General features: G+C 33.1%; 12 protein-coding genes. 9 read left to right on the forward strand and 3 right to left on the reverse strand.

The window, feature by feature from the left end; genetic code table 11:
- Positions 1 to 95 precede the first annotated feature (95 nt).
- Positions 96 to 2537 carry a DUF4982 domain-containing protein gene (locus tag AB3G34_RS13340; protein WP_369752710.1) on the reverse strand — a complete coding sequence of 814 codons (2442 nt, stop codon included), beginning with the start codon at positions 2535 to 2537 and terminating at the stop codon, positions 96 to 98.
- Position 2538: 1 nt separating this feature from the next.
- Positions 2539 to 3564: an aldose epimerase family protein gene (locus AB3G34_RS13345; protein WP_369752711.1), complete on the reverse strand. Its 1026-nt coding sequence runs from the start codon at positions 3562 to 3564 to the stop codon at positions 2539 to 2541.
- Between the two features lie 126 nt (positions 3565 to 3690).
- Here AB3G34_RS13345 and AB3G34_RS13350 point away from each other — a divergent pair, with 126 nt between their 5' ends.
- The gene (locus AB3G34_RS13350) at positions 3691 to 4689 is read left to right on the forward strand and encodes a GntR family transcriptional regulator (RefSeq protein ID WP_367755762.1); all 999 of its coding nucleotides are present in this window, start codon (positions 3691 to 3693) and stop codon (positions 4687 to 4689) included.
- 32 nt (positions 4690 to 4721) lie between these two features.
- Here the strand turns inward: AB3G34_RS13350 and AB3G34_RS13355 are convergent, their stop codons facing one another.
- The gene (locus AB3G34_RS13355) at positions 4722 to 8678 is read right to left on the reverse strand and encodes a two-component regulator propeller domain-containing protein (RefSeq protein WP_369752712.1); all 3957 of its coding nucleotides are present in this window, start codon (positions 8676 to 8678) and stop codon (positions 4722 to 4724) included.
- Between the two features lie 387 nt (positions 8679 to 9065).
- Between AB3G34_RS13355 and AB3G34_RS13360 the strand changes: the two genes are divergently transcribed.
- The 8 genes from AB3G34_RS13360 to AB3G34_RS13395 all read left to right on the forward strand — a co-directional run bounded on the left by AB3G34_RS13360 (position 9066) and on the right by AB3G34_RS13395 (position 22009).
- Positions 9066 to 12077 carry a SusC/RagA family TonB-linked outer membrane protein gene (locus AB3G34_RS13360; RefSeq protein ID WP_369752713.1) on the forward strand — a complete coding sequence of 1004 codons (3012 nt, stop codon included), beginning with the start codon at positions 9066 to 9068 and terminating at the stop codon, positions 12075 to 12077.
- 18 nt (positions 12078 to 12095) lie between these two features.
- On the forward strand, positions 12096 to 13622 hold the full coding sequence (locus AB3G34_RS13365; RefSeq protein WP_367772442.1) for a RagB/SusD family nutrient uptake outer membrane protein: 1527 nt from the start codon (positions 12096 to 12098) through the stop codon (positions 13620 to 13622).
- A 78-nt stretch (positions 13623 to 13700) separates the two neighbouring features.
- On the forward strand, positions 13701 to 14873 hold the full coding sequence (locus AB3G34_RS13370; RefSeq protein WP_367772443.1) for an endo-1,4-beta-xylanase: 1173 nt from the start codon (positions 13701 to 13703) through the stop codon (positions 14871 to 14873).
- Positions 14874 to 14932: 59 nt separating this feature from the next.
- Positions 14933 to 15988 (forward strand): glycoside hydrolase family 43 protein, encoded by a 1056-nt coding sequence (locus AB3G34_RS13375; RefSeq protein WP_369752714.1) that lies wholly within the window; start codon positions 14933 to 14935, stop codon positions 15986 to 15988.
- A gap of 4 nt (positions 15989 to 15992) precedes the next feature.
- A complete protein-coding gene (locus tag AB3G34_RS13380; RefSeq protein ID WP_367772445.1) occupies positions 15993 to 17744 on the forward strand; it encodes a sugar-binding protein in 1752 nt (583 codons plus the stop codon).
- A 177-nt stretch (positions 17745 to 17921) separates the two neighbouring features.
- A complete protein-coding gene (locus tag AB3G34_RS13385; RefSeq protein ID WP_367772447.1) occupies positions 17922 to 19742 on the forward strand; it encodes a glycoside hydrolase family 2 protein in 1821 nt (606 codons plus the stop codon).
- A gap of 11 nt (positions 19743 to 19753) precedes the next feature.
- Positions 19754 to 20794: a family 43 glycosylhydrolase gene (locus AB3G34_RS13390; RefSeq protein WP_367772449.1), complete on the forward strand. Its 1041-nt coding sequence runs from the start codon at positions 19754 to 19756 to the stop codon at positions 20792 to 20794.
- A 33-nt stretch (positions 20795 to 20827) separates the two neighbouring features.
- On the forward strand, positions 20828 to 22009 hold the full coding sequence (locus tag AB3G34_RS13395) for an aldose epimerase family protein (protein WP_369752715.1): 1182 nt from the start codon (positions 20828 to 20830) through the stop codon (positions 22007 to 22009).
- Positions 22010 to 22026 lie beyond the last annotated feature (17 nt).

The raw sequence follows: 22026 nt of genomic DNA on the forward strand, positions 1-22026 counted from the left end.
TAACTGTATTAGTTTTCGAGGCTTGAACCACTTTTTCCCTTTTAAAATCCTTCTCTTTATAAGGTATCACTGCAATTCTTGCTTCGACTTTTTATTTATTTTGTAGATACTAAATTTAATTTACCACTCTTAAGCCCTGCTCCATTTACTTCGAGCTTTACATCCCCAGCTGTTGTTGTCGATTTTACAAGTACTACTAACTTTCCACTAAAAAGTTTCATAGTATCTTTATGAAACATTTCGAGCGAAGTAGCATCCCCATTACAAGCTGCCCTGAAAGTACCCGCTCCTTTAACTTTAAATTTTAATTGGTTTGTTGCCGTAGGGCACGGAATTCCATTTTTATCAACTACTGATACAGTGACAAAAGATATATCTTCGCCATCAGCAGTAATTGATTTTCTGTCTGCGTCTAAAACTATTTGATATGGCTTGCCAGCAGTTTTTACTTCTTGTTCAGCAATCGCTTTACCATTGTCGTCATAAGCCACGACTTTTACCGTTCCTGGCTCATATTTTACATCCATCCACATTAAACGGTAGCGATTTTGTGGGGTACTGTTGTTTTTTTTCTGCACACCCATGCTTATGCCATTTATAAAAAGTTCAGCGCTGTTGTAGTTCGTATAGACAAAAACAGGAGTAATTTCTCCTTCACGACCTTCCCAGTTCCAATGCGGCAAAATATGAAGAGTTGATTCCTTCGTATTCCAACGGCTTCTGTATAAATAATAGCGATCCTTAGGTAAACCCGCTAAATCGTTAATTCCAAAATAAGAACTTCGAGACGGCCAGCTTTCATCATAAGGTGTAGGTTCACCCAAATAATCAAAACCAGTCCAAACAAATTCACCAATAACCCAAGGTTTATCATCTTGAAGAACAAAATCTTCATCGGGTACATTAGACCAGCTACACGCTTCTAAATCATAAGATGAAGACTGAAAGTCAGGATATTGCTTCATTTTTTCTTGAACCACAGGAAATTTATAAATCCCTCTAGAACTTACAGTTGAAGCAGTTTCTGAACCTAAAATAAAACCTTGTGGAAATTTCGCAAAGGCTTCATCGTATAAATGCACACGATAGTTTAAACCTGGAACATCCAACACTGCTCCAAAACCAGATTCCATAGTCGCTTTTACTTGATCCATACCCACAGTTACTGGGCGTGTTGGGTCTTCTCTATGAAATATTTCTTGCAACCATTTGGCTCTTTTTACACCTGCTTCTCCCCATTGATCAGGCACTTCGTTTCCAGCACTCCACATTACAATAGAAGGATGATTTCTTGTTGCACGCACCAAATTCACGATGTCTTTTTCGGCATAATCCTCAAAAAAACGATGATAACCATTCTCTACTTTCGGTTTTGCCCATTCATCAAAACTCTCTGCCAAAAACAAAAAACCCATTTCATCAGCCAATTCCAGTTGTTCAAAAGAGGGCATATTGTGTGAACTACGGATCGCATTGCAACCCATATCTTTTAATATCATCATTTGTCTGCGCAAAGCAGCTTTATTTACTGCAACTCCTAGTGGACCAAGATCGTGGTGCAGACAAACGCCTTTAAATTTAGTTACCTTCCCATTTAGACTAAATCCTTTATTGGGTTCGTATTTTATTTCTCGAATTCCAAAAGGAGTTGACATCACATCTTTCAGTTCTTTACCAACATACAATTGGGAAACCGCTTTATATAAATAAGGGGTTTCAGGGCTCCATAATTTTGGATTTTCAACTTTTATATTTTGATCAAACTCATTTCCGAATTGTATCGTCGACTCCTCAGAGTTTAGTTTATGTCCTTCGGCGTCAAAAATAGTGGTAACTAAACGGGTGTTTTCCCCAGAAGTTTTTGTCTTAATATTAACTTTAGCAACTTCGTCATTTATAAAAGGTGTCGTTACAAACTGTCCCCATTGGTCAATACTTTCGTTATTTTTTATAATAACACTTACATTTCGATATAAACCAGCACCAGGATACCAACGTGAAGCAAATTCTTTATTGGTTAGTTTTACTGATAAAGTGTTCTCTCCTTCTTCTACAAATTGGGAAACATCAAAATAGAAATAACTGTAACCATACGCCCATTCTCCTACTTTTTTTCCGTTCAAATACACTTGAGGTTCGCTCATTGCCCCTTCAAAAAGTAAAATTATTTTCTTCCCTTTTGAATCTTTAGGTAATGTAAATTTATTGCGATACCAGGCCGTTCCTATGTGAGGTAAAGCTCCTGTGCGCCCAGTTTTTTCGGTAGCTACATTTTCTCCGTTTTGAACAATGGCAACACTCTGCTTATCTACATTTTTATCAAATGGCCCGTATATTGCCCAGTCATGTGGAACAGTTACAGATTCCCATTTCGAATCATTAAAATTTACTTTATACGCTTCTTCAAAATCACCTTTTTGAAATTTCCAATTCGTATCTAATTTTATTTTTGATTGTGACTGTGCTTGAATTTCTCCAGAAGAAAAACCCAATACAATTAGCAATAAAAAAAGTATGTTGTTTATAATTTTAATCATTTTAAAAAGATTGAAATTTATAAATTGTTTTATGATGATATAATTCTTCTTTTCTCAAAATTGAACTTGGAAAATGTTCGTGATTTGGAGCGTCAGGAAAATTTTGGGTTTCAAAACAGATGCCACTTAAAGGATGATAATCGCAATTTTCTTTGCCTTTTACTTCATTAAAACAATTGCCTCCAACATAAATATGAACTCCAGGTTGATCTGTATAAACAGTCATTTTTAGCCTATTCTTTTTGTTGAAAAGTGAAGCTGCAAACTCCTCTTTATTATCCAAAACAAAGGTGGTATCAATTTCCGATGGACATTTTTTGGGACTACTAAAATCAAATGAAGAACCGGCAATGTTCAAAAATTTTCCTGTTGGAATATTTTCATTTGTAGTTTCCAGAGTTCTTTTAGAATTAACTATTAACTCTTGCTCTAATATGTCTGATTTGTGACCATCAAGATTAAAATAACTGTGATGTGTTAAATTCACAATAGTGTCTTCACTTGAACTTGCTTGGTATTCTATAATTAATTCATTTTCTTCCGATACCGTATAAGTCAACTTAACCGCAAGCTCTCCAGGATAATTTTCTTCTCCATTAGGGCTTAAACAACTTAATGTAATCGATGGGTTTTTACCTTCAGTCCAATTTTCTACAGTCCAAATTTTTTGGCTAAAGTTCTCAATACCTCCATGAAGAGAATGATTATTGTTATTTTTATTTAATAAAAATGCTTTCCCATTCAAATTAAATAAACTGTTATTTATTCTTCCAGCAAATCTCCCCACTGTTGCTCCAAAATAAGGAGGACTTTTCAATTGAAAAGATTTTAGATACGCTTCTAAATTATCGAACCCTAAAACAACATCAATGACTTCGCCAGTTTTTAATGGCATTTTTAATGAGACTACGGTAGCTCCATAGTTTATAACGGTTAATTTCATACCGTTTTTGTTACTTAAATCAAAAGACTCAATAACCTCCTCGGTAGTTGTTAAACCAAACAATTTCATTATATAATTAGTCATAAAATATGATATGTGTTTTATTTCTATTCTTTTTTTATCAATATCAAAAATCAAAATTAGAATAATAATTCACTTTTACATACCAGTACCTACCAGTTTTTGTATATTGCAAAAAAAATCAGTCTCATGAAAACAATTTCCATTAAAAACAATCTTGGGATACCCAAATACAAACAGATCATCTCATCAATAGAAAAAACTATTGAAGATGGCAAACTAAAAAAAGATGAAAAATTACCTTCTATAAACAAAGTATGCTTAGAATTCTCATTGTCCCGCGACACTGTTTTACAGGCGTATGAAGAATTGAAAAAAAGAGGAATAATCTATGCTATTCTCGGAAAAGGGTACTACATAAAAAGCACTGAAATAAGCACTAAACAAAGGATTTTCTTATTATTTGAAGAGCTAAATATCTTTAAAGAAGACATCTACAACTCTTTCTTGGAAAACATAGGAAAAGAGGCCCAAGTTGACATCTTTTTTCATCATTTTAACATCCAAGTTTTTAAAAAACTAATAAATGAAAGCAATGGAAACTATACTAAATATATTATAATGCCAACCAATTTAGTGGAGGCAGCATCCGTTATAAAAACCCTACCGGTTAACGATGTTTACATATTAGACCAAACAAATCCTGATTTAAAATTGTATCCTGCGATATATCAAAACCACCTTAAAGACATCTACAATGGCTTACTTAAAGGAAAATCAAAATTAAATAAATACAAAAAAATTATCTTAATATTTCCTGGGTTTCGAGAACCATTAGGAATGAAAATAGGTTTTGAAAATTTTTGTAAAGACCACAATTTCAACTACGAAATAACACCCGACTTTAAAAATAGAGAAATAAAAAAGGGAGAAGTCTACATCATTCCAACGGATCGAGACCTCGTAAGTGTAATTGAAAAGTCAAAGTCTCAAAACTTAAAATTAGGCAGTGATTACGGTATTATTTCATATAACGAAACTCCATTGAAAAAGATTGTAGAAAATGGAATTACGACCATTTCTACCAATTTTGAAGCTATGGGAAAAATTCTTGCACAAATGATTCTACAAGGAAAAAAAGAGCAAATTGAGAATAAAAGCGCATTGATTATTCGAAATTCTTTGTAAAATAATTTGAGATTTGAAACAAAACATCCCTATTAATTTTTCATTGAAATATAATCTGATGGAGACATTTTAAAATGTTTTTGAAAATTTCTACCAAAACTGGTTTGCGATTTATATCCTACCATTTCAGCAATTTCATACATTTTATAATCTCCATTAAGCAACAATTCAGCCGCCTTTTTTAATCGGACAATATTGATTAATTCATTTGGACTCAAATTAGAAATATCTTTGATTTTTCGATACAAAGTTGACCTGCTCATATTCATAATCTCCGATAGGGATTCTACACTTAAATTTTGATCTGTAATATTTTTAATAATCTCATCATCTAGTTTTTTCAAAAAAGCTTCGTCCGTTTTATTGTGAGCAATACTTTTGATGTGCGAAAGGGGAGAGCTGGCATAATATTTCATTATTTGCTTTCTGTTTTCAATTAAATTTGAAGACTGAACTTTTAAATATTCCATAGAAAAAGGCTTGGATATATAGGAGTCAGCACCTACTTCAAGTCCGTCAATTTGTGATTTAAGTGAATTTTTTGCCGTTAACAATACTACTGGAATATGGCTTGTTTCAAGATTAGTTTTAATTTTTTTACACAACGTAATTCCATCCATCACAGGCATACCAATATCACTGATAACTAATGAAATATTTTCATTATGAATTATTTCCAGAGCTGACTCTCCATTATTTGCAGAAAAAACAATGTAAGAAGAAATAAGTTCTTTTGTAATAAAATCCAACAAATCTTCATTATCTTCTACGACAAGAATAGCAGTTTTTTCGCTCTTTCCTTCCAACTCTTTTATTACACTTTCATTATTGCCAGAGTCTTTAGGAAACTCATCATATAACATAAATTCTTCTTCCTGATGCAGCGGAACAATAAGTTCAAAAACATTTAATTCCGACTCTATAAAAACCAATTGTAAGCTCCCATGATGAAGTTGTGTTAAAGACTGTGCCAAGGACAATCCGATGCCAGTTCCTGAATTATTACCCATATTTTCTACTCTGAAAAAGGGTTCGAAAATTTTATCTTTTAAATAACTAGGAATCAAATTTCCATCATTTTTAACCAACAGTTTTAATTTTTTTTCGTCCCTAGTTAAACTTACAATCACCTTATTATTGGAGTATTTAATTGCATTATTAAACAAATTACTGAGTATTTTTTTTAAAGCTTCTTTATCAACAAAAGCATAAATATCTTTATCACTTAAATCGAGTTCAAAATCAATGTTTTTTTCCTCTATTAGCTGACTAAAACGCAGGTGCAAGTTTCTCATAACAGCAGAAATATTTGTCTCTACAAAAGTGAGTTTTAAGCCTCCAATTTCTGTTTTTCTAAAATCCAAAAGTTCATTTACCAGCTTGAGTAATCTGGAGGTATTTTTTTTCATTATTAAAAGATTCTGAGGAATCTCTGGTAATTCATAATCAAAATTCAATAATTTTTCTAAAGGACTTTTAATAAGCGTTAAAGGCGTTTTTATTTCATGAGCCACATTGGTGAAAAACTCTATTTTCGCATGATAAATTTCTTTCTCTTTTTCATCATTCAGATGCTTAATTTTTCGATTGTTTTTCTCTTGAGTCACATTATTTGAATATCTAATAATTGCAAATAACCCGCAACATAATACTATAAAGTAAAATACATATGCATAAATACTAGCCCAAAACGGCGGGAGTATTTTTATAGTTATAGTAGCTTCTTTACTCCAAACTCCAAAACTATTTAATGATTTTACTTTAAAAGTATAAGTACCAGAGGCAAGAGCCGTAAAAAAAACTTTATTATTCCTTCCTAAATACACCCAGTCTTTATTAACGTTTTCTAGCTTATACCAATATTCAGTCAGTTGCGCACCAGTATAATTTAAAGCTGCAAACTCAATATTAAATGATGACTGATCGTATTCCAACTCTAACTCATCTAGGTATGAAATGGATTTTTTTAGAGGTGAATTTTCCTCATTTGTCAAAACCTCTTTGTTATTTATTTGCAAACTGGTTATAAATATTTCCGGTTTATATTTATTTTTAGTGAAGTTTTTAGGATTAAAACTAATCATCCCGTTCAGGTTACCAAAATACATATCTCCATTACTATCTTTAAATGCAGAGTTATAATTAAACTGGTCACTTAACAATCCGTTTGCAGTGGTGTAAATTTTAATACTTGTGTGATCTGAACCAAAATTCACTAATCCCTTGGAAGTTGTTATCCATAGATTTTTCAAGTCATCTTCTACTATAGAATAGAACACATTACTAGGAAATCCATTTGTTGTGTCGAATTTAGTAAAGCTTTTCGTTTTTTTATCATAAAGATTCAATCCATTCTCTGTAGCAATCCATAAATTATTGTTACTATCTTGAAAAATACAGTTTATAGAACTGTTGCTAATCCCCTTTTTGTCTTTATAATTGTATCTAAAGATCTCATTTTTCTTGTTTTTAGAATCATAAAACAATAATCCTTCTCTATAAGTTCCAGCCCAATAATTACCATCAACATCCTCCATAAAAGTAGTATAATGCATGGTTTCAGGAAATATACTAAAGAGATCAAAATTATCTTCGAGTTCATTGTATTTGTAAATCCCTATTGAAGTCAGTATTAAAAAATCCTTGTTTCTTGTTTCATAAAAGCTAAATACAAAGTTGCTTTTAAGCGCCCCTTTGGCGCTACTAGCTTCATAATGTTTAATTACTTTTCCTGTATTTCGATTTAAAACATCTAAACCATGCTCAAAAGTTCCTATCCAAATATTGTCCTTTCTAGGCAATAAAGCATGAATATTATAATAGGACACTGAACCTGACCTTCCATTTGGTTTAAACGAAGTGAATACCTGTGTTTTTGTATTAAATTTATTCAAACCAGCATCTTCAGTACCTATCCAAAAATCACCTTTATCATCTTTATGAATTTCTCTTACCGCACTTCCGCTAATGGAGTTTTGATTGTTTTTGGGGAAATATTTTTTAAATTGTGTATACTGTTTTTGATGGTAATTAATGCCCCCAAAATAAGTTCCTATCCAAACACCCAATTCCTTGTCAATAGTTATAGAATAAGCCGCATTATCTGAAATACTAAAGGGATCGTTAAAATCTTTTTTAAGATTAGTGTATTTATTTGTTTTGATATTATAAATAAACACACCCGATTCACTAGCTATCCAAATTTCATTATTTGTTTTTTTATTGAACTGACGAACAAACAAACATTCATTTTTGGCAAATGGCAATGCTACTGTTTTTTTAGTGATAGGATTGTACGAAAGAACACCATGTTCTTGTGTCCCAATTACTATATTATTAGTATCTACAGCATAAATAACAGTTATCCTATAAGGAGTTTTACTTACAGCATCATAATTCAACACAACATTCTCAAATGACAAACTTTCATCTGAATAGTGGTACAGCTTGTTTAAAGACGAAACCCATATTTCCCCTTTTGCATCTCTAGTTATTGATGTTGCAATAAAATAACTATTAGGATTGAATGTCGTAGTTTCATTTTTTAGTATTGAATATTTATAGAGAATGTTACCTGAAATAAACCATATATTACCATGTTCATCATGCTCTATTGTCGCAATTCTATCATTAATGGCCTCATTTAGAATACTAAACCGATCTGCTATTTTATCATATTTATACAACCCCTTATCAGTTCCGATCCAAATAATTCCTTTGTATTCATGCAGCGATTGAATATAGTTACTACCCAAACTATGAATAGGATCACCATTCCCGCGGTAGGTCTTAAATCCATAGCCGTCAAATCTATTTAATCCATCTTTTGTACCAAACCACATAAAACCATCTTGGTCTTGTAACGAAGTTAAAACGGTATTATTCGAAAGTCCTTCTTCTACTTTATAGTGCTTAAAATAATAGTCTTGAGCATATAAAAAATTAGTAAAAAAACAAATAAGAATTACAAAATATAAGAATTTACTCATGTTTTTAAATTTGATGTTAATCGACAACTTCTACAAATCGTCTCAATTGTATTCCAAATGTTGCAACAACATAATTTTTTAGCATTAAAAAAGAAATCTGCATCATTTACAAGTAATATTGACACAAATGAATTGATTTTTTTCGAATAAAAAAGGCCTAATTTGAATTTTGAAATAAAACATATTGATATTTTTTTAGCTTAAAAATTATTACATGTGTAAAAAAAACAAATTAAAAATACACAATAATTAAAATTTAGAAAAATGAAGCAACAGATTTTAAAAAACAATATTAACTATTTTTTTGATCGAATAAGAGACGATTAAAATAATAAAGGAACTATCCAAAAAACCAAAATCAATGAAAACTTTTTAAACGAAAAATCAATGAAAACAAAAATCAACCAAATTTTAAAGCAGAGATACTACCTCTTACTTTTTTTTAGTTTATTACTTCAACAAACGTATGCGCAAGACCAAATTCAAATTACTGGGAGAATAACTTCAGCTCTTCATGGAGATGCTGTTCCATTTGCAAATATCTTAGTGAAAAATACTACAAATGGTACTGTTACAGATCTTGAAGGTAAATTTTCAATTACTGCAAAGACAAATCAAACTCTTGTTATCTCTTATCAAGGATATAAAACAAAAGAAGTTTCAATCAATAATCAAAAAACAATTAACGTTTCGCTAGAAGAAGGAGCAGTTGCTCTAGATGAAGTGGTGTTAATTGGTTATGGTTCACAACAAAAGAAAGATCTAACTGGAGCTATTTCAGTGGTTAAAGCCGATGAAATTCAAAAAAGACAAGTTACTACAATGGCCGAAGGATTACAAGGCTTAGTAACAGGAGTTAAAGTTAGAGGTGGCGGAAGACCCGGACAAGAAGCCAGTATTGAAATTCGAGGACTTAAAAACCTACAAAATGCAAATCCGCTGTATGTAGTTGACGGATTAATTACATCAGCCAATAGAGATTTTAATCCAAATGACATTGAAACTATCCAAGTTTTAAAAGATGCCTCTGCTGCTGCAATTTATGGCTCTAGAGCAGCAAATGGTGTAATTATAATTACTACCAAAAAAGGTAAAAAAGGACCACTAAAAATAGAAGTTTCCTCAAAAACCAGCTTTACATCTATGCCTACCTATGATTTAATGGGAACTGAAGAGTTTTCGAAATTTAATTTTCAAGCATACGATAATGCAGGTATTCCAAGACAAAACTTAAATCTTGGCGTAAACACTGATTGGCAAAAAGAAGTTTTTAAACAAGGCTTAATTCAAGATTACAATGCTAGTTTTTCAGGTGGAGGAGACAATTCAACATTCTTTATGTCAGCAAATTATTTTGGAAATAAAGGAACTGTAGTTTCAACTGATTTCAACCGAGTTTCATTTAGAGTGAACACAAGTGGTACAAAAGGAATTTTCAGTATTGGGGAGAACTTAGCCATCAGTAATTCAAAAACAGATGAAATGTCAGGCAACCCAATCATAGATACGTACCGATTATTCCCTACAATTCCAGTTTATGATGAAGATAACCCAGGCGGATATGGTTATGGAAAACAAGGTGTTGCAAATACTTTTGGGACAAACCCAATTGCTATTGCCAATTTATTAGATACAGAAAATCAAAATTTTAGAATAAGAGGGAACTTATGGACGGAATTGAAACTAGCTTCTTTCCTAAAATACCGATTTAATTTTGGTTATGAAACCAGTTTTGATAGTTACAACTTTATTAGAAAACTAGGAAATTGGACTTTAAATCAACCCTATGAGCAGTCATTTATTAACCAAAATAAAGGCCGTTCACAAACTAAATTATTTGAAAATACATTGACATTCAAAAAGGAGTTTGGTAAACATGAAATTACTCTTTTAGCAGGTCAAACCTTTCAAAAAGACAATTACGACCAAATTTATGGTACAAAAAGAAATCTTTTGATTAATCCAAGTACAGGAAATTATTTTGATGTTTTGGATCTAGGTGATCAAGCTGAAGTTGGTGGATTTAGAAATGAATCTGCATTAGCGTCTTATTTGGGAAGACTGGAATACAACTATGATGATCGTTATTTATTTAATGCTGTTTTCAGACGTGATGGCTCTTCAAAATTTAGTGATGCTAATAAATGGGGTAATTTCCCATCCGTTTCATTAGGATGGAGAGTGAGCAACGAATCCTTTTTTAAAGTGGATTTCATAAATGATTTAAAAATGAGAGCCAGCTATGGTGAATTAGGAAGTGGAAACATTGGAAATTATGAATACCAAGGATTTATAAACACTTTTGGTGCCATTGTATTGGGAGATGGACAAACTTTATATCCATCAGCCACTCAAGTTAGATTAGCAAACGAAGAATTGCGTTGGGAAAAATTAAAACAAACCAATGTTGGAATCGATTTAGGAATGCTAAATAACTCATTACGCTTAACTGCAGATTATTTTATAGCGCGTACAGAAGATGTTTTGTTTGGATTCCCAATTTTAATGACAACTGGAAATGATGGTGGAAATCCAATTTCAAATGCGGCAACTATCGAAAATAAAGGATTTGAATTGGATTTAAGTTACAATAAGAAAATAAACGACTTCTCCTTCAATGCTTCTATCAACTTTACTAAACTAAACAACAAGTTAGTCTCTCTTGGTAATGGTCAAAATGAAAGTATTCAAGGGAATACAATAACAAGAGCTGGTGGTGCTGTAGGAATGTGGTACATGTTACAAACGGATGGGTTATTCCAAAATCAAGAAGAAATTCAAAATTATGTAAACTCAACTGGGACCGTAATAATGCCAAATGCACAACCTGGAGACATTCGTTTTAAAGATGTAAATGATGACGGACAAATTACAAATGAAGACAAAGACATTGTAGGCAGTCCATGGCCAAAATTCGAAATGGGATTAAATGTAGGAGCTTCATATAAAAACTTTGATTTTTCTATGAACTGGATTACCTCACAAGGGGCAACCGTTTATAACGGATTTCGAAGTACAGTAGACCGTTTTGATGACGATAGTAACTATAGATCTGGAATTCAACCTTGGACACCTGAAAACCCAAATACAGATTTTCCTAGAATTGTAAAAGGAACTACTTTGAACTCAAGAGGGGATAGTGATCGATTTTTAGAAAGTGGTGATTTTATCCGACTTAAATATGTTGGAATTGGTTACAACCTACCTGAAAAAACAATACAAAAAGCTGGTTTTACTAGTGCTAGATTTACTTTGTCTACACAAAACGTGATTACAATTACAAAATATCTTGGATTAGATCCTGAATTCAGTAATGGTAATATTTTTCAAAGAGGGGTAGATGTAGGTTCATTTCCAAATCTAAAAACCTATTCACTAGGTGTAGAGTTTAGTTTTTAATTTTAAAAAAATAGTATAATGAAAAAAATATTTTTAATAACTGTAGTTTTTCTCAACCTCCTTTCCTTATCATCATGCGATAATGAGCTTGAACTTAACAACCCAAATACATTAACAACAGGTCAATATTGGGCTACAGAAAGTGATGCACAAGCAGGAATAAATTCTGCATATGCTATGTTTTATAAAGATGGAATGTGGGCGAGATGGATTTATTTCCGTCTTGATTTAACATCTGATGAAGGTTTTAGCCAAAGCCCATGGATTGAATTAGCCGATTGGACCCGATTTAATTATATCAATTATAACTTCTGGGAAGGGAATTCAGTTACTTGGAGAGATACATACAAAGCTATTTTTAGATGCAATCAAGTGCTAGCCAATGTTCCCAAAATTGAATTCAAAAATGAAGTGGATAAAAAGAACATTTTAGCTGAAGCAAAGTTCCTAAGAGCACTAAACTATTACTATGCAGCGATACTTTGGGAAAATATTCCAATCGTTTTAGAGCCTTCAACACCAAATGATCGTCCAGAACAAAAAAATATCACTGAAGTTTGGAAACAAATTGAATCAGATCTAAATGATGCTTACGCCGATTTACCAACAGAATGGTCGTCAAGCCAAACTGGAAGACCTGACAAAGGTGCTGCAAAAGCAATGCTCGCAAAAGTGTATATGCAACAACGCAAATGGCCTGAAGCTAAGACGGCTTTAGAATATTTAATAACTGGATCTGGCGCAAAATATAGTTTAGTAGCTAATTACAGAGATAACTTTACTGATGTAAATGAAAACAACAATGAATCTGTTTTTGAAATTCAGTTTGGAGATCAAAGAAAAGGGGGAACTGGTGAAGATCCTAGTGCGGCCGTTTCTAGTAACCGTGCTCAGTTTTTTGCTCCAAGAAGTATTGGATGGTCTGATGGACAAGCAAGATATTGGTTAGTTGAGGCTTTCAAGAAAGAAAAAAATAAAGACGGTGGTTTAGATATTCGATTAAGATATACCTTGTTTTATCCTGATTTATTAGCTGATTTTGGAGACAAAACCTATAATAAAACTTGGCAATGGGGAGCTGATGAGGCATGGTTTAGAAAAGGGAGTAGAGATTACTATAGAGACAATGAAGATTATTACAGTCAAGTAAACTACCGATTAATTCGCTATGCAGATATTTTATTGCGTTATGCCGAAGTGTTGAATGAAACAGGAAATACCGCTGGTGCCTACCAATATGTAGACAAGGTAAGAGCTCGTGTAAACATAGGCACTTTAGCCGCTGCTCATCCTGAAATTGGAAATGACAAAACCAAATTCTTAGAACAATTAAAAATGGAACGAGTTTTAGAATTGGCTGGCGAAAGTGTTCGTTGGGAAGATTTAAAACGTTGGGGAGATTTAGATTCTCAAGCTGCTGTAGATAAAATTGCAGCCCGTGATCCTGATTTTAAAAACTTCGTTGTTGGCAAACATAAAAGATTGCCAATTCCTCAAGTAGAGGTTAACAACAACCCCAATTTAATTCAAAATCCAGAATATTAAGCTATAATTTTTAAGGGAATGATTCCTGAATCACTCCCTTAAAATTAGCAAACATTTGTCCCAATAAAATAAATTATAATGAAAAACACAAAACTATATCTGGCGCTTGTGCTAGTAGGGATGTTATTACTTAGTTGTAACAAAACTAAATCAAGTAAAGAAAAAGAGAATAATACAGTAACAACCACGGTTGAAAAAAGAGAGATCTGGACAAAAGAACAGGCCAATTTCTGGTACGCAAAACAGCCGTGGCTAGTAGGGGCAAATTATTGCCCAAGTACTGCCATAAATCAATTAGAAATGTGGCAAGAAGCTACTTTTGACCCCAAAAGAATTGATCAAGAACTTGGTTGGGCAGAACAAATTGGAATGAACGTAATGCGTGTTTATTTACATGATTTGTTACACAAACAAGATGCCGAAGGGTTATATAAAAGAATGAATAGCTTTTTAGAAATTGCCAACAAACACCATATAAAAATTTTATTTGTGCTTTTTGATTCTTGTTGGGATCCCTTTCCAGAATTAGGAAAACAAAGAGACCCAAAACCATTTGTTCATAATTCAGGATGGGTACAAAGTCCAGGGAAAAAAGCATTATTAGACGAAAAAGAATATCCGCGTTTAGAAAAATACGTTAAGGAAACGGTAGCGCATTTCAAAGATGATGATAGAATATTAGGCTGGGATGTGTGGAATGAGCCTGATAACATGACAGGTCCTTCTTATGAAAAAGTGGAAATTGCTAATAAAGTTGATTTTGTATACCCTCTTTTAGAAAAAGCATTCCAATGGGCTAGAGAAAGTAACCCGTCACAACCATTGACTTCAGGTGTCTGGGCTGGCGATTGGACAGAGGTGAATCTAAAACCAATTTTTAAATTACAGTTAGAACAATCGGATGTAATCTCATTTCATTGCTATGATAAACCTGTCGATTTTGTAAAACGCATTAATGAATTAAAACGTTATGGAAAACCAATGTTGTGTACAGAATATATGGCTCGCCCTAATGGAAGTACATTCGAAGGTTTTTTACCAATTGCAAAAGAAAACAAAATTGCAATGATCAACTGGGGTTTAGTTGACGGAAAAACACAAACAAAATTCCCTTGGGATAGTTGGACAAAAAAATACACTGCAGCTCCTCCAGTATGGTTCCACGAGGTTTTTAATACAGATGGCTCTCCTTATATTGTTAAGGAAACTGAACTAATAAAGAAATTAACCTCTGAGGCTGTTTCTAAATAAAATAAGCTGAAAACTAACCCTATTTTAATGAATTAAAATAGGGTTATAATACCAATCACATGAAAAAAAGGATATTAAATACACTTTTTCTAATAGCCGTTTTATTTTTAGAAACGGCATTATTTGCGCAGCAACCTAATCCACCGGGACAAGTAGAAAATGGTTCAAAACCAAAGAACGAAGCCTACTTATTTGCTCATATGACCCATACAGATTACGGGAGGTTATACTATTCAGTAAGTCTTGATGGCTTGCATTGGACTAATTTGAATGATGGAAAAAGAGTGTTTCCAGAATATCAAGGTCATCCTGATATTTGTAAAGGGCCAGATGGAAAGTATTATATAGCAGGAAATACCAGCGATGAATCACCAGAAATTAATATATGGGTTTCTGATGATTTAATAACTTGGAAAAAACATGCTGTTTATACACCTGACCTAAAAAGCACTCCTGATTATGCAAATGCATTACAAAGAATAGGTGCTCCAAAATTGTATTATGACAAAGACTCAGTAAAATTTATGCTAACATGGCACACACCACACAAACTAGGCTCAAAAGAAGATCCAGAAGCTTATTGGGCAAGTCAAAGAACACTTTATGTGTTATCTAAGGATTTAAAAACTTTTGAAGGCACACCCAATCGATTGTTTGATTGGGATATGGGAACAATTGATGTATTTATTAGAAAAGTGGGAGATTCCTATTATGCTGTTTTAAAAGATGAAACTTACCCCTCTTTATATTGGACCACGGGAAAAACCATCCGAATTGCTAAATCAAAATCGCTTTTAGGCCCTTACTCCTTACCACAAGAATCGATTAGTCCTAATTTTAGAGAAGCACCGATGTTGATTGCATCTCCTGATGATAAAATTTGGTACCTGTATTACGAACAATACCCAGGAGTTTCTTATGGATTATCTATTTCAGATAATTTAAATGGCCCTTGGTTTCAGGCCTCAGGATATACTTTTTACAGTGATTGGGATAAATATAGTTTACCCGAAAAAGCAAGACATGGCTGTATGATTTCCATTTCCACCAAGGAGTATAACAATTTGGTGCAAAAATTTGGTTTAAGTAAAACGGAATCAAATTCAAAAAAGTAAAAAAATGAATAAAATAAATCATTTATTTCTACTCTTTATTTTCATCCCATTACTTTCTTGTAGTGATTCTTCAAATGTGGTTGATGAAAAACCGATAGTAGAAAACATTCCATCTAAACCCGCTGTTGAAGGCATCCGAATTGCTTGGGATTATAACACTTTAATTCAGGTTTCGGATAAAAATAGTCCGGATTACAATGGGTACGCGAGATTAATACAATTAAACGATAAAAAACTAATTTGTACTTACGAATCTGGAGGAGCCATATTAGTAAAGACAAGTAATGATTTTGGAAATACTTGGAGTGCATCTATTAAAGTAGCATCTGGAAATACTGCGGTGAATATGACCACGCCTGATATTTTACAGTTAGAAGATAATTCTATTTTGATTTGCTATAATCCAAGACCAATTAGTAATGGAAATAGCAACGAAAAATTTTCTATCAACACTATTAAAAGTTATGACGGAGGTTTGACTTGGAAAGAAAATCAAATTGTTTATGAAGCCAGTTCCGATTTTGAAAACGGCTGTTGGGAACCTTCTGCACTACAAATTCCGAGTGGAGAAATTCAATTGTTTTTTTCCAATGAAAACGTGTACCGCACTTCTACTGAACAAAACATTTCTCTTATTCGCTCTTCAAATAATGGTTTAACATGGTCAACAACACCTGAAATTGTGAGTTTCAGAGCTGGGAAAAGAGACGGAATGCCTTCTCCTATTCTATTAAAAAATCAAACAGAAATTGTTTTTTCTATTGAAGATAATGGTGTTGAGAATCAATTCAAGCCCTATATTATTCGAAATTCAATTACAGAAAACTGGAAACAAACCATTGATGCAAACAGCAATAATCGAAATTATGCTTTGGAAGAGGTATTGAGTAACTCTGTTTATGCGGGTGCTCCTTACCTATCGCAACTGAGTACAGGAGAAGTGCTACTGTCCTATCAAGGAACAGAAAACAGAACTTCAAACGACATTAATAATGCCGATATGAAAGTGGTAATTGGGAATAATGAAGCCAAAAATTTCAATAGAAAATCTACTCCTTTTCTACTTTCAAATGGAAAATCAGCATTGTGGAATAGTATTTCTGTTTTGGAAGATGATACCGTAATTGCTTTAACAACCACAAACCAATTTTCCAACTCATCACAAATTTGGATGATAAAAGGGCATGTTTTACGCGATATTAATGCTGTCAGGGAAACTGCTACAATTGACGGACTGAGCAATGAAGGAGTTTGGCAGAAAGAAAGCCCAATTTTTATTGGCCAAAAAAGTGCCACACAATTAGAAGCTAATTTTACGTATGATACCGAGTTTTTATATGTTTTTGCACAAATAAAAGACAGCCAAATTATAAGCACGGATGCAATAACTGGAAGTGATGGTTTGGATTTGTATTTAGATCCTAAAAATAAAAAATTAATCGTTCCTGGAAGTTCCATCTTTAAACTCGAATTAGGACAATCCAATCAATTTTCACTTTATGAAGGCGAAAATAGCAAATGGAAAAAATTAGATGGTTCTCAAGGAATTCTAACGACTACAGTTAAAACCACAAATGGCTATCGAATAGAAACCAAAATTCCTTGGACAACACTAGGTGGAATCCCATCAAAAGACATGAGAGTACGCTACAACATAGCCCTTAGAGAGAAAGGAACAAATGATTATACAGAAGATATTGCAACCAATATAAATAACAAACCCTATTCTTGGTCGACTTTAAAGTTGGTTAATTAATAGGAACCATATATAAAAAAACTAGTGAATTTTTAGTGGTTAAGAAATTCACAAAGTTGGTTAGTTAGTTTTTTTTTTTAAAATTACCGGACTATTTAAAATAGTCTGGTAATTTATTTAATGACAAAAAAATAACACGTCAATTTAAATGATGTGTGCTTACAAATAAATAATATAATGATGAAAAAAAATGTACAGGTAATCCTATTTTTATTTTTAGGGTTATCACTATCCGCACAATGGAAACCTGCTGGAGAAAAAATTAAAACAGTATGGGCAAGTAAAGTAGAACCTAATCATGTACTTCCTGAATATCCTCGCCCAATTATGGAACGAAAGGAATGGAAAAACCTAAACGGATTATGGAATTATGCGATTCTAGAAGTTGGAAAAGCAGCTCCTGAGAAATATGACGGTCAAATTCTTGTTCCTTTTGCAGTCGAATCCAGTTTGTCTGGTGTGATGAAAGATGTTGGCGCTAAAAATGAGCTTTGGTATAACACTAGCTTCACTATAGAATCCAATTGGAAAGGCCAGAATATTTTACTGCATTTTGGTTCAGTTGACTGGAGAACTGAAGTTTGGTTGAATGGCGTAAAAATAGGTTCCCATACTGGTGGATATACTCCGTTTTCTTTTGATATAACACCTTTCATAACTGGAAAAACGCAGCAATTAACGGTAAAAGTTTGGGACCCCTCTAATGAAGGACCACAACCAAGAGGAAAACAAGTTAGGAGCCCAGAAGGAATCTGGTACACACCGGTTACGGGAATTTGGCAAACCGTTTGGATAGAGCCTGTAAATAAAAAGAATATTACAACGATTAGAACCACGCCAAATATTGATCAGAATGTGATTAACATAAAACCTGAAGTTGCAGGAGCAAGTTATGGAGATCTAATTGAAGTAACTGTTTATGAGGATTCAAAAGCACTTGTAACTGTTAAAGCTTCGGCTGGAGAAAATATAGAAATTGTTTTAAATAATCCAAAACTATGGTCACCAGAATCTCCATTTTTATACAAAACCAATGTGAAATTAATTAGCAACAGGAAAATGGTTGATGAAGTAAAAAGCTATTTTGCCATGCGGAAAATTGGATCTAAAAGAGATTCAAATGGTGTTCTTAGAATGCAACTGAATAATAAAGACTATTTCCAATACGGCCCATTAGATCAAGGTTGGTGGCCTGACGGACTATATACCGCTCCTACTGATGAGGCTTTAAAATATGACATTGTTAAGACAAAAGAATTGGGTTTTAATATGATTCGGAAACATGTTAAAGTAGAGCCAGATCGCTGGTATACGCATTGTGATGAAATAGGAATTTTAGTATGGCAAGATATGCCAAGTGGTGATGAGCAACCTATATGGCAAAACAAAAAATATTTTGAAGGTAATGAATTACAAAGAACACCTAAATCTGAAGAAATTTATAAAAAAGAGTGGAAAGAAATTATGGATCATTTGTATTCCTATCCAAGTATTGTCGTTTGGGTTCCTTTTAATGAAGCTTGGGGACAATTCAAAACCGTTGAAATTACAGACTGGACCAAGAATCACGATCCAAGTAGATTAGTCAATTCATCTAGTGGAGGAAATCATTTTCAAACAGGCGATATCTTAGATTTACACAATTATCCTGGTCCCGAATTGTATCTTTATGATGCTAGAAGAGTAACTGTATTAGGGGAATATGGGGGAATTGGATTACCTGTCGAAGGTCATTTATGGAGAGCAAATGACAATTGGGGGTATGTAAAATTCAAGAATAATGCTGAAGTAACCAATGAATATATTAAGTATGCAACCGAATTAAAGAAATTAGTTAAAACAGGATTTTCTGCAGCAGTATATACCCAAACTACTGATGTTGAAGGTGAAGTTAATGGGTTTATGACCTATGATAGAAAAGTAGATAAAATGGATTTTGAAAAAGTAAGCACAATCAATAAAGAAGTTATTGATGCTCTAAATAACAAATCTAACTAACAGTCGTCACAATGAAAAGATATTTAATGTTGATGTTAATCGTAATTATTTCTGGTTGCAATTCCGAAACCTATTCGCAAAAAGAAACCTTTACTAATCCTATTTTACCTTCTGGCGCAGACCCATATAGTACGTATTACAATGGATATTATTATTATACACATACGTTGCAAAACAGGTTGGTTTTATGGAAAACTAAAAATCTAGCCGATTTGAAAAATGCAGAGAGCAAAACCATTTGGATAGCACCAAAAAATACTGCCTATTCTGGGGACATCTGGGCACCCGAATTTCATATTATAAATGGAAAGTGGTACGTGTATTTTGCCGCAGATAATGGAGACAATAATACCCATCGAATGTATGTATTAGAAAACAAATCAGACGATCCTTTTAAAGGGGAATGGGAATTTAAAGGAAAAATAGCTGCAAAAACAGATAAATGGGCCATTGACGGAAATGTATTTTCCTATAAAAATAGCCTATATATGATTTGGGCAGGATGGGAAGGAGATACTAATGGACAACAGAATATCTATATCGCAAAAATGAAAAATCCTTGTGAAATAGAGGGAGATCGAGTACTAATTTCATCACCAACTCTGGAATGGGAAAAGCACGGAGCCTTAAATGATCCGTCTAATCCACCACAAGTGAATGTCAATGAAGGACCACAGTTTTTATCAAATGGAGGCCAAGTTTTTATAGTGTATTCAGCAAGCGGTTGTTGGACTGATTTTTATGCTTTAGGCTTATTGCATTATAAAGGAATTGGCAATTTACTGGATGCTTCTTCTTGGATAAAATCAGAGCAACCCTTATTTCAACAATCGGTAAAAAACCAAGTTTTTGCACCAGGACATAATTCGTTTTTCAAATCCCCAAACGGAAAAGAAGATTGGATTTTATATCATGCCAACTCTAATCCTGGGGAAGGTTGTGGAAATAAAAGAGCTCCAAGAATGCAAAAAATAAACTGGGACTCAAACGGATTTCCTGTGTTTGGAGAACCCCTTAGTGCTGGAACGATACTAAATATTCCTGCCGAATAGTTTTCTTTAAAAACGATATAAAAATTAAAAAAAATGAAAAAAATTCAGATTTACACCGCTATAATTCTTACTGTAATTCAAGTTTCATGCAAAGAAAATAAAAATAATAATTCAACTCAAAAAGATATGAATCAAGAATCGACTACTCAATTGGCTAAAAATTCTTTAGAAAATAAAAATTTTGAAACAGTAATAGACAATAAAAAGACGAGCTTATATTGGATCGAAAATAACGGTTTAAAAGCGGCTTTCACCAATTACGGAGGAAGATTAGTAGGATTATGGTTAATAGATAAAAATAGAAAAGAAACTGATGTTGTAGTTGGAATGAACAGTGTCATTGGGTTTCAAAAATCGACAGAACCCTACTTTGGAGCTACAATAGGTAGAGTTGGAAACCGAATTGCAAAAGGGAAGTTTACCCTTGAAGGTAAAGAATACAATGTTCCTTTAAATAACGGAGAAAATGCATTGCATGGTGGTAAAAAAGGCTTTCAAGATGTAGTGTGGAGTGCGGATAAAACGGATGAGCATACTTTAATTTTGACCTACATTGCTGCTGATATGGAACAAGGATTTCCTGGAAATCTACACGTAAAAGTAACCTACAGTATTACTGCAGATAAAACTTTAAAAATGGAATATGAAGCCACCACTGATAAAACTACCATTGTTAATTTAACCAATCATGCTTTTTTTAATTTAAATGGAGAAGGTAGTGGTACTATTTTGAACCATGAATTACAATTATTTGCACAACAATATACACCAGTAGATTCTGGTTTAATTCCAACTGGTAAATTAGAAAATGTTGCTGACACCCCTTTTGATTTTCTTGAAAAACACACTATTGGAGAGCGCATTGAGACTAAAAACGAACAGCTAGAGTTTGGAAAAGGCTACGATCATAATTATGTCCTAACTGGAGATATTAAAGATGGAATGCAACATGCGGCTACAATTACTGGAGACCTTTCGGGGATTTCTATGGATATATATACAACCGAACCTGGAATTCAGTTTTACAGTGGCAATTTTATGCAAGGTAAAAACACATTTAAATCAGGTGCAAAAGATAATTTTAGAACCGCATTCGCTTTAGAAACACAACATTTTCCAGATGCACCAAACCAACCAAATTTCCCATCGATAACCTTAAAACTGGGTGAAAAATATCACACAATCTCGTATTACCACTTTTCAATTCGTAAATAAAATGATCTCTAATTAAA

The organism is Flavobacterium sp. WC2409, assembly GCF_041200085.1.
In the GTDB taxonomy this organism is placed as follows: domain Bacteria; phylum Bacteroidota; class Bacteroidia; order Flavobacteriales; family Flavobacteriaceae; genus Flavobacterium.

Excerpts from the sequence above, each read along its gene's own strand:
- AB3G34_RS13355 (WP_369752712.1), bottom strand. The coding sequence starts at position 8,678 with ATGAGTAAATTCTTATATTTTGTAATTCTTATTTGTTTTTTTACTAAT.
- AB3G34_RS13345 (WP_369752711.1), bottom strand. The coding sequence starts at position 3,564 with ATGACTAATTATATAATGAAATTGTTTGGTTTAACAACTACCGAGGAG.
- AB3G34_RS13365 (WP_367772442.1), top strand. The coding sequence starts at position 12,096 with ATGAAAAAAATATTTTTAATAACTGTAGTTTTTCTCAACCTCCTTTCC.
- AB3G34_RS13370 (WP_367772443.1), top strand. The coding sequence starts at position 13,701 with ATGAAAAACACAAAACTATATCTGGCGCTTGTGCTAGTAGGGATGTTA.
- AB3G34_RS13390 (WP_367772449.1), top strand. The coding sequence starts at position 19,754 with ATGAAAAGATATTTAATGTTGATGTTAATCGTAATTATTTCTGGTTGC.
- AB3G34_RS13360 (WP_369752713.1), top strand. The coding sequence starts at position 9,066 with ATGAAAACAAAAATCAACCAAATTTTAAAGCAGAGATACTACCTCTTA.
- AB3G34_RS13385 (WP_367772447.1), top strand. The coding sequence starts at position 17,922 with ATGATGAAAAAAAATGTACAGGTAATCCTATTTTTATTTTTAGGGTTA.
- AB3G34_RS13380 (WP_367772445.1), top strand. The coding sequence starts at position 15,993 with ATGAATAAAATAAATCATTTATTTCTACTCTTTATTTTCATCCCATTA.
- AB3G34_RS13350 (WP_367755762.1), top strand. The coding sequence starts at position 3,691 with ATGAAAACAATTTCCATTAAAAACAATCTTGGGATACCCAAATACAAA.
- AB3G34_RS13395 (WP_369752715.1), top strand. The coding sequence starts at position 20,828 with ATGAAAAAAATTCAGATTTACACCGCTATAATTCTTACTGTAATTCAA.
- AB3G34_RS13375 (WP_369752714.1), top strand. The coding sequence starts at position 14,933 with ATGAAAAAAAGGATATTAAATACACTTTTTCTAATAGCCGTTTTATTT.
- AB3G34_RS13340 (WP_369752710.1), bottom strand. The coding sequence starts at position 2,537 with ATGATTAAAATTATAAACAACATACTTTTTTTATTGCTAATTGTATTG.